General features: G+C 61.5%; 3 protein-coding genes. All 3 read left to right on the forward strand.

Annotated elements, in window-relative coordinates; translation table 11 throughout:
* The coding region (locus H7007_RS00150) for an InlB B-repeat-containing protein (RefSeq protein WP_287152454.1) at nucleotides 1-1,848 on the forward strand (1,848 nt) is incomplete at its 5' end.
* A 686-nt stretch (nucleotides 1,849-2,534) separates the two neighbouring features.
* Nucleotides 2,535-5,309, forward strand: a complete 2,775-nt coding sequence (locus H7007_RS00155; protein WP_287152455.1) for a hypothetical protein — start codon at nucleotides 2,535-2,537, stop codon at nucleotides 5,307-5,309.
* Between the two features lie 903 nt (nucleotides 5,310-6,212).
* On the forward strand, nucleotides 6,213-9,113 hold the full coding sequence (locus H7007_RS00160) for a PQQ-binding-like beta-propeller repeat protein (RefSeq protein ID WP_287152456.1): 2,901 nt from the start codon (nucleotides 6,213-6,215) through the stop codon (nucleotides 9,111-9,113).
* Nucleotides 9,114-9,400 lie beyond the last annotated feature (287 nt).

A 9,400-nucleotide genomic window follows, 5' to 3' on the forward strand; every position in this document is an offset into this window, starting at 1 on the left:
ATCTCCGGCGGTGAGTTCACCGAAACAGGAGGAGCGGATCGCTACTTCCTGGCCGCCCTGGACACCGCCACGGGAAGCGCCACCTCCTGGGACCCAGTTATCCACGGTTACGCCCATTCCTTGGCCTGTATGGGCTCCACCCTCTACGTGGGCGGAGACTTCGATAGCGTGGGCGGAGTGGCCTGCTCCTTTCTGGCCAGGTTCGACACCCCAGTGCCCCCCACGGTGACCTCCGTTGACCCATCGCTCGGGATCAACGAGGCCAGCGTTGCGGTAACCGTCGTCGGAACGGGGTTCAAGGAAGGCGCCGCGGTCCGGCTGCGCAAGACGGGAGAGGACGATATCGAAGCCACCAACGTAGACGTCTTGGACGCCACGACTATCACCTGCGACCTAGACCTGAACGGGGCTCCCGTCGGGCAATGGGATGTGGTAGTGGTCAATCCGGACGGCCAGGAAGGCGTGCTTGAGGGAGGATTTACCATCTACCAGAGGCCTTTGAGCGACGAGTTCGACGAGAGTGCGCTCAATCCAAGATGGATATGGATGGACCCCCTGAGCGATTGTGCCTACGACCTCGCCGGCAGCCCAGGATATCTGCGAATCTCCGTTCCCGGGAACTATCACGACCTGCACCCCGCGAACAATCTCAACGCTCCACGGTTGCTCCAGCCCATATACCAGGACTTCACCGTTGAGACCAGGGTCCTGGTTGACCCCCAGCACGACGCCTGCGGCGCGGGAATCCTGGCCTGGAAGGACCAGGACAACTTCCTGCGCCTGGAGAGGGGCATGTGGTACAACGACCAGGTCATATCATTCTGGGGCGTTGTCGGTGGCGTGGAGACGCCGTACGCCTCCGTCGGCTCGACGAGCACGGAGGCCTATGTGAGGCTTTCGAGGGTCGGCGAAGCCTTCTCAGCTTACTGCAGCCCTGACGGCGTCAACTGGACCCTGTTGGCGACACGCTCTATGTCGGTTGACGAGCCCGTTCAGGTTGGCCTTCATGTTGTAAACAAGGGAGAAGACTATCCCTTCCAGGCGGACTTCGATCATTTCCGCTGCGACCGTTATTTCGTCCGGGCCATGGTGGTCGGGGGTCAGGGGACGGTGTCACCGGAAACGCAGGTGGTCGAAAAGGGCGGGGACGCGGATGTGTTTATAACCCCGGATCCGGGCTGGCACATCGCCGGGATAACCGACAACGGGAACCCGGTGACGGTCGCCGATCCCTCGGGCACGACCTACACCCTTAAGAATGTCGCCGAGAACCATCTGGTGGAGGTGGCCTTCGAGCTCAACACCTACGCCGTCACCTGCTACGTATCCCCGCAGGGCTCGGGGACGGTCACCGGGTCGGGCACCTACGCCCACGGCTCCCAGGTGACCCTCACCGCCGTCCCCGCCGCGGGCTACCACTTCCTCCGCTGGACGGAGGGAGGGAACCCGGTCTCCACCGCCAACCCCTACCAGTTCACGGCCACCGCAAACAGGACCCTGATGACCGTCTTCGAGGAGGAGGTGTCCCCCCAGACCACCTTCTACTTCGCCGAGGGCTACACCGGAAAGGACACCTTCGAGGAGTACCTCTGCCTCATGAACCCCAACGAGGAGCAAACCACGGCCCACATCACCTACATGTTCTCAGACGGCTCCACCAAGGAGCAGGACCTCCCCATAGGCAAGACCTCCCGGGCCACGGTGAACGTGAAGGCCGCCGTCGGGGAGAACAAGGACGTCTCCATCAAGGTCACCTCGGACCTCCCCATCGTCTGCGAGCGCCCCATGTACTTCAACTACGCGGGGGCCTGGACGGGGGGCCACGTGGTCATGGGCCTCAGCCCTTGATGTTTTGACTTTTCCCTAAGGGGGAGGACGTTTGCCCTCCCCCATTTTTTATGGTAATTTCTGATTGTATGAGTTCTTTCTTCCTTGAAGAGGGGGTGGAAATCATACGGGAGCTATGGGCTGTGGGATGGGAATCCTAAATCGCCGGAAAAACGGGTAACATCTTCGAATTTAAAACGCATGTTCTAACCGCTGACTTTCAAATAAGAGCCGACCGTAAGGCGACCCTTAAAGATTCTTATCCATCCTCCACCAGAGAACACATGAAGAAAGTGATGTATTCCCCATGCTTATCATCGCCATCCGTCCTGGACTCTCAAGGAGGAGCGAATGCCCGGTCCAGACTTGGAAATTATTTCAAAATGGAAAGAGGGGGGAGGGCCATGTTGAATGGCAGAAAGACAGTGGATTGGGGAGGATTGAGTATTGCGGCGCGCCTTTCTCTGGCCGCCATTCTCGTGGCCGGGACCTGGGGCATCTTGCATCTCCCCGGATTGCCAGGCATAAGAGAGGGTTGCCTTGCCGCGACGACCTCTCAGGTTCCCCGGGAAGAGACCTGGGCGACCGATGGGCATGTGTGTTCTGTTCTTCCCGCAGGAGACGTCACCTACCTAGGGGGATCGTTTAACTATTTGGGGCCGGTTACCGGTTCCGGGGTGCCCATAAACATATCAACTGGAACCCCGGTGTCGTCCTATCCCCAGGTGAACGGCAATATATACGCCGTGATCTCCGATGGCTCGGGGGGATGGATCATCGGCGGGAGCTTCACGGAGGTGGGCGGAATACAGCGCTCGTGCCTGGCCCGCATCAATGCCGACGGCAGCCTGGCTCCTTTCAACCCGGGGGTGAACGGCGACGTGTATGCCCTGGCCCGAGTGGGTTCCACTCTTTACGTGGGTGGTAAATTCACCCAAATAGGCGGGCAAGCACGCAGTTCGCTGGCGGCGGTGAACATCAACACGGGAGGTGTCACCAGCTTCAATGTGGAGGTCGCGGGAGGAAGCGCCGAGGTGTTTGCCCTGTCAGCATATGTCACCATTGACCCCCTCGGCTCAACTCTTTACGTGGGTGGAAATTTCACCCAGGTAGGAGGGCAGTCCCGCAAGAACCTGGCCGCCGTTAGCGTGCTCGGGGGGGTGCTCTCCTTCAACCCCAGCCCTGACTATCCGGTAAACGCCATCGCCGTATCCGGCGACGGTAACACCATCTATGTTGGCGGGTACTTCACCAACATCGGCGGGGCGGCTCGCACCTACGTAGCCGCCCTCAACACCTCGGGCACGGCGAAGGCCTTCAAACCCAACCCTGATGCTAATGTCTATGACATCTTTGTCTCGGCTGATGGAAATGTCATATACATGTGCGGGGAATTCCATTCCATCGGAGGACAGTCGCGCAATTGTATCGCCGCTTGCGACCCCCAAGGGAACGTCACCTCCTTCAACCCCGTAGTTGACAATATAGTGTCTGCCATAACCCTTTCCGGCAACACCCTCTTCATGGGAGGGATTTTCCGGCATGTCGGAGGGGAGGAGCGCTTACGCCTCGCCGCCGTCAATGCGACGACGGGTTCCGTCCTGAATTTCCGACTCCATGCAAGCGACGTTGTATGTAGCCTGGCCGTCTCGGGCTCAACCTTGTACGCGGGCGGCAGTTTCCGTTCCCTGGGCGGGGAACCCCGCAAGAGCCTGGCCGCCGTGGATACCAGGACCGGGAAGGCCACCTCCTTCAACCCGGGCGTGGACGGCGCAGTTTACGTGTTGGCCAGGTCCGGTTCCAACCTCTACGTGGGAGGGGATTTCCTGCATGTCGGGGGCCAGGCCCGAAAACGCCTGGCGGCGATAAACACGGCCAACGGTCAGGTAACCCCCTTCAATCCCGGTGGGGTCGGGGCGGACTACGACGTCGAATGCATGGCCTGCGGGGAATCCGTCCTCTACGTGGGCGGAGGCTTCACCCATATAGGGGGGCAGGCCCGGGATTACCTGGCGGCCGTGGACATGGCCACCGGTCAGGTGACATCCTTCAACCCCGGCGCGAGCGATGAGGTAAGGTCACTCGCCCTCTCCGGCACCACCCTCTACGTGGGGGGTTCCTTCACCCAGATCGGCGGACAGCCCCGCAACCGCCTGGCGGCCATAGACACCACCACGGGCCAAGTGACGCCCTTCAACCCCGGGGGAACGGGCGCTAACGGCAGTGTCTTGAGCATCGTACCCCACGGCTCCCTCCTTTATCTGGGAGGTGTCTTCACCCAGATCGCGGGAGTTGGCCGCAACCGCCTGGCGGCGGTAAATACCGGCACGGGCCAGGTGACCTCCTTCCACCCCGAGGGAACGGGAGCGGACGATATTGTGCGTACCCTGGCCCTTTACGAGAACCTGCTGTATGTTGGCGGCGACTTCGACCATGTCGGGGGGGAAGCTCGCAGTTGCCTGGCCGCGGTGGACGTCGACAACGGCCAGGTCACCGCTTTCAATCCCGACCCGGAAGGTTGGGTCTATGCACTGGGTTTTTACGGAGCAACCCTTTACGTGGGAGGGTCGTTCGGTCAGATCGGCGGTGAACTCCGCAGGGGATTCGCGGAATTCCCGGGGACGTACGATGTCAAGGCCAAGGTTGCCGCGGGCCAGGGTAGCGTGTCCCCGGCCTCCCAGCAGGTCAACCACTGGGAGGACGCCACCATAGAGGTGACTCCCGCGGCCGGTTACCGGATCTCCTCCATCGTGGACAACGGCCGGTCCATGCCCGTCTCCGACCCCTCAGGCATGGACTACGTGATCCCTGAAGTGCACGATGACCACGATGTGGTTGTGGGCTTCCGGAAAAAGATCGCCCCTCCCCCCTCCTCCATCTGGTACCTCGCCGAGGGCTGCACGGCCCAGGGCATGCAGACCTACGTCCTGGTCCAGAACCCGGGGACGGAGACCGCCCACGTGAAGCTCACCTTCCAGACCGGGACGGGTGAGGTACAGGGCCCCGAGGTTGACCTCCCCGGAGGTCGGAGGACCACCTTCCTCGCCAACGCCTTCGTCCCGAACAACACGGACGTCTCCACCAAGGTGACCTCCACGAAGCCCGTGGTCTGCGAGCGGGCCATGTACGGACCCGGGATGTCCTGGGCCCACGACTCCATCGGGGTGACCGTCCCGGAGAACGGCTGGTACCTCGCCGAGGGCTGCACCGCTCAGGGCATGCAGACCTACGTCCTGGTCCAGAACCCGGGGACGGAGACCGCCCACGTGAAGCTCACCTTCCAGACCGGATCCGGGCAGGTCCCGGGCCCCGAGGTTGACCTCCCCGGAGGCCGGAGGACCACCTTCCTCGCCAACGCCTTCGTCCCGAACAACACGGACGTCTCCACCAAGGTGACCTCCACGAAGCCCGTGGTCTGCGAGCGGGCCATGTACGGACCCGGCATGTCCTGGGCCCACGTCTCCATCGGATGTGCGCCTTGAGAAACAAAGGTCAGGAAACAGGATGGGTAAATGACCATGTCCAGAACGGGTGACGGGGAAGAAAAGGGGGCCAGGCCATCGTTCGGTTTATGATGGGCGCGCGGTCCCATCCCATATGCACCCCGGATCAGGAAGGACGCGAAATTCACGACTCCAAAAAGCGCGGCATGAGCTGGAACGTCAGGGGAGCGGACTGCATGTGTGAGGTGATAGTGCTGCGGGAGAACGGGGAGCTCTTCTCCTTCCTCTCCCAAGAGTGAAAGCTCTCCGAAAAGGAGGAGCGGCGGAACGTGGCCCCTCTCGAAAAGGAGGTGAGGAAGGACCCGGAGACCTGGCTCGAAAAACGCACGGTGCGTCTTTGGGCGAGGAGGGGAGACCCCTGGGTCAAGGCCGTCCGCAAGGCGCTTGCGGCATACAAGAGGATGGCGTGTTGAGGTTTTATCGGGATGAGGTGCCTACTTGTTGTAGACCGCAACCGCAGGCTCCCGGCGGTTTGACCTGCGGTTCCTTTTTTCCACTATCCATAAATTGGATATGTTTTTCGTGCTTCCGTTTTGGGGGGTGGGAGAGATGCATCGAGAACCCAGGAGTGGATCTCCTGAATGTCTTGTGGCCCAATAACTGTCCTTTCCCTCGAGAGCTTATTTGTTCCACTGAAGACACCCCTCAGGAAGCCTCCGCTCGGATTCCAATAGTTCGCACATCTCTTTGCCGCTTCACGTCCGAAGATAAAGTCCACAGCCGAGGAGAAAGGGGCGGAAAAGGATGCGAGGCGCTTTTGTGTCCATGTTTGAGGGGCGGGAAAGCGGAGGAGTTGGTTCCCGGAGGGAAAGGACCCTCAGGTATAGAGTAGTTCCGCATAAGGCGGCCCGCTCGCGGGAAGGCGATCGAGGAGGGCATGTCATGGGGGACAGGGAAAAGAGGGGAAAAGAAGACGGTCTGAGTGTTCTCCGCCAGAAGTGCGACATCCTGGTCTCCGGGAACAGGGGAAAGAGGGGAAAACAGGGCGGGCTGAAAGCCGCAACATCCATCTTCCTGGCTGCCTTGCTGGCGGCCGGGGCCTGGGGATTTTTGCCCCTTCCCGATCCATGGCACCGAGGTGGTCGCTGCCTTGCCGGCACCATCTCCTACCCTCCCCAGGTGGAGGAGGCCTGGGTGGCCGACAATACCGTGTTCACGGTTCTCCCCGCCGGTGACGTGACCTACCTCGGAGGCGCTTTCCGCTACCTGGGGCCGATAACCGGAGGAGGGGTACCCGTCAATGCCACCAGCGGGACTCCGATCAAGCCCTACCCCCCGGTGAACGGGATAGTGTTCGCTGTGGTCCCTGACGGCTCGGGAGGGTGGATAATCGGGGGGTCCTTCTTTGAGGTGGGCGGGATGACCAGACATAACCTGGCCCGCATAAACGCCGACGGCAGCCTGGCTCCCCTCGACGTCCAGGTGAACGGCCCAATATATTCCCTCGCCCTCCTCGGCGAAATCCTCTACGTAGGGGGTACCTTCTCCCAAATAGGCGGGCAGGCACGCAGTTCGCTGGCGGCGATTAACATCGGCACGGGGGCGGTCACCGATTTCGATTACGGGGTCACGGGAGGAAGCGCCGCGGTGTACGCCCTGGACCTGGACACCTCATTCCCCTACAACCCTAAACTGTACGTGGGCGGCAACTTCACCCATCTGGGAGGGGAGCTGCGCAATAACATGGGTGCCGTGCGTACCGTGACGGGAGGGGTACTTCCCTTCAATCCCAATCCCAATAATACGGTGAGGGACATCGAGGTCTCCGGCGACGGGAATACGATCTACGTGGGCGGGTATTTTACCCACATCTGGGCCGTGAATTACGAATACGTAGCCGCCCTCGACAACTCGGGTTCCGCTAAGACTTTCAATCTTTCTTCCAATGATGCGGTGGAGGACATCGCCCTCTCCGGCGACGGCAACACGGTCTATGTCGCGGGTCACTTCACCCACATAGGAGGGCGATACCAGAACTACGTCGCCTCCTTCGACACCGCGGGGAACATAAGCTCCTTCAACCCGGAGTTGGACGGCCCGGTGTACAAGATGTTGCTTTCCGGCAACACCCTTTACATGGGTGGAGATTTCATTTGGGCGTCGGGAGAGCCGCGCCGCCGCCTGGCCGCCGTGAGGGTGACGGACAGCAAGCTCCTTCCCTTCCAGTGCCATGCGTCGAGGTCGGTCTTCGACCTGGCCCTTTCCGGAGACAAGCTCTATGTGGGAGGGTACTTCCAGTCATTGGGCGGCGTCGCTCGAGACAATATAGCGGCCATCGATGCCCTCACAGGGAGGGCCACCAACTTCAACCCGGGCTCCGACGGCGTGGTCGATGACCTGGCCATCGACGGTGATACCCTCTATGTAGGGGGCCAATTCGACTATTTCGGGGGCCAACCACGTAAGAACCTGGCGGCGGTGAACACCGGGAGCGGCAAGGTGACCTCCTTCAACCCGGGTGCCGATGGTTGGGTGAGAGCCCTGGCCCTATCCGGTAGCACCCTCTACTTGGGGGGCGATTTCACCCATGTAGGCGGCCAGCCGCGCAACCACCTGGCGGCGGTGAACACCGGGAGCGGGCAGGTGACCTCCTTCAACCCTGGCGCCAACGATAGTGTTTATTCCTTAGAGCTTTCCAAAAGCGCCCTCTATCTGGGGGGCGATTTCACCCATGTAGGCGGCCAGCCGCGCAACCACCTGGCGGCGGTGAACACCGGGAGCGGCCAGGTCACCTCCTTCAACCCGGGGGGTACAGGTGCAAACAGCAGGGTGCACGACATGGTCTTATCCGGCGCTGTTCTCTATCTGGGGGGCGCTTTCAGCCTGGTGGGCGGCCAGCCGCGCAACCGCCTGGCGGCGGTGAACACCGGGACCGGCCAGGTCCTCTCCTTCAACCCGGGGAACTCTGGCGCTAACGGGATCGTGTGGGCTTTTGCCCTTTCGGGCGACCTGCTTTACGTCGGCGGCGCTTTCACCCAGATAGGAGGCCAGTCTCGATATATGCTGGCGGCGGTGAACACCGCAACCGGCCAGGTCACCCCCTTCAACCCCAATATTTATGCTGGTGAGGTCTTAGCCCTGTCCGCTTCCGGCGCCTCTCTCTACGCTGTAGGGACCTTTGAGACCGTAGGGGTCCAAGCACGCAGTAAGATAGCCCTCTTCCGGGAAAACGCCTCTATCTGGTACCTCGCCGAAGGATGCACCTACGGGGGCATGCAGACCTACGTCCTGGTCCAGAACCCGGGGACGGAGACCGCCCACGTGAAGCTCACCTTCCAGACCGGGACGGGTGAGGTACAGGGCCCCGAGGTGGACCTCCCCGGAGGAAGGCGCACCACCTTCCTCGCCAACGCCTTCGTCCCTGGAAACACGGACGTCTCCACCAAGGTGACCTCCACGAAGCCCGTGGTCTGCGAGCGGGCCATGTACGGCCCCGGGATGTCCTGGGCACATGACTCCATCGGGATAACCCAGCCGGCCACCCTATGGTACCTCGCCGAGGGATGCACCTACGGGGGCATGCAGACCTACGTCCTGGTCCAGAACCCGGGGACGGAGACCGCCCACGTAAAGCTCACCTTCCAGACCGGATCGGGCGAGGTCTCTGGCCCCGAGGTGGACCTCCCCGGGGGCCGGAGGACCACCTTCCTCGCCAACGCCTTCGTCCCGAACAACACGGACGTCTCCACCAAGGTGACCTCCTCGAAGCCCGTGGTCTGCGAGCGGGCCATGTACGGGCCGGGCATGTCCTGGGCCCACGACTCCACCGGATATGGGCTTTAGATGAACCGGGAATACGCTGAAGGGAAGCCCCATCCGCTAGGCCGGCCGAGGCAGAGAGAGCGGACGATGTAAGGATTTCCCATCTCTCCGGCGTACCGCTCTGCCGGAAACCAGTCAGTCATGGAATACAGTCCCAAAACGGCCGCTTCAGCGGGTGAGGCAAGGCCGCCGATTCACCTTGAAACTCCGGAAATACATTTACTATAATTAGTTGGCCCTTGCCGGGAAGCCCTGCTTTCCACGGGTGGAAACCGGCATTGCAGATAGAGCAAGGAAAGTCATACGGG

The organism is Candidatus Solincola tengchongensis, from assembly GCF_015711935.1.
Lineage (GTDB): Bacteria > Actinomycetota > Geothermincolia > Geothermincolales > RBG-13-55-18 > Solincola_A > Solincola_A tengchongensis.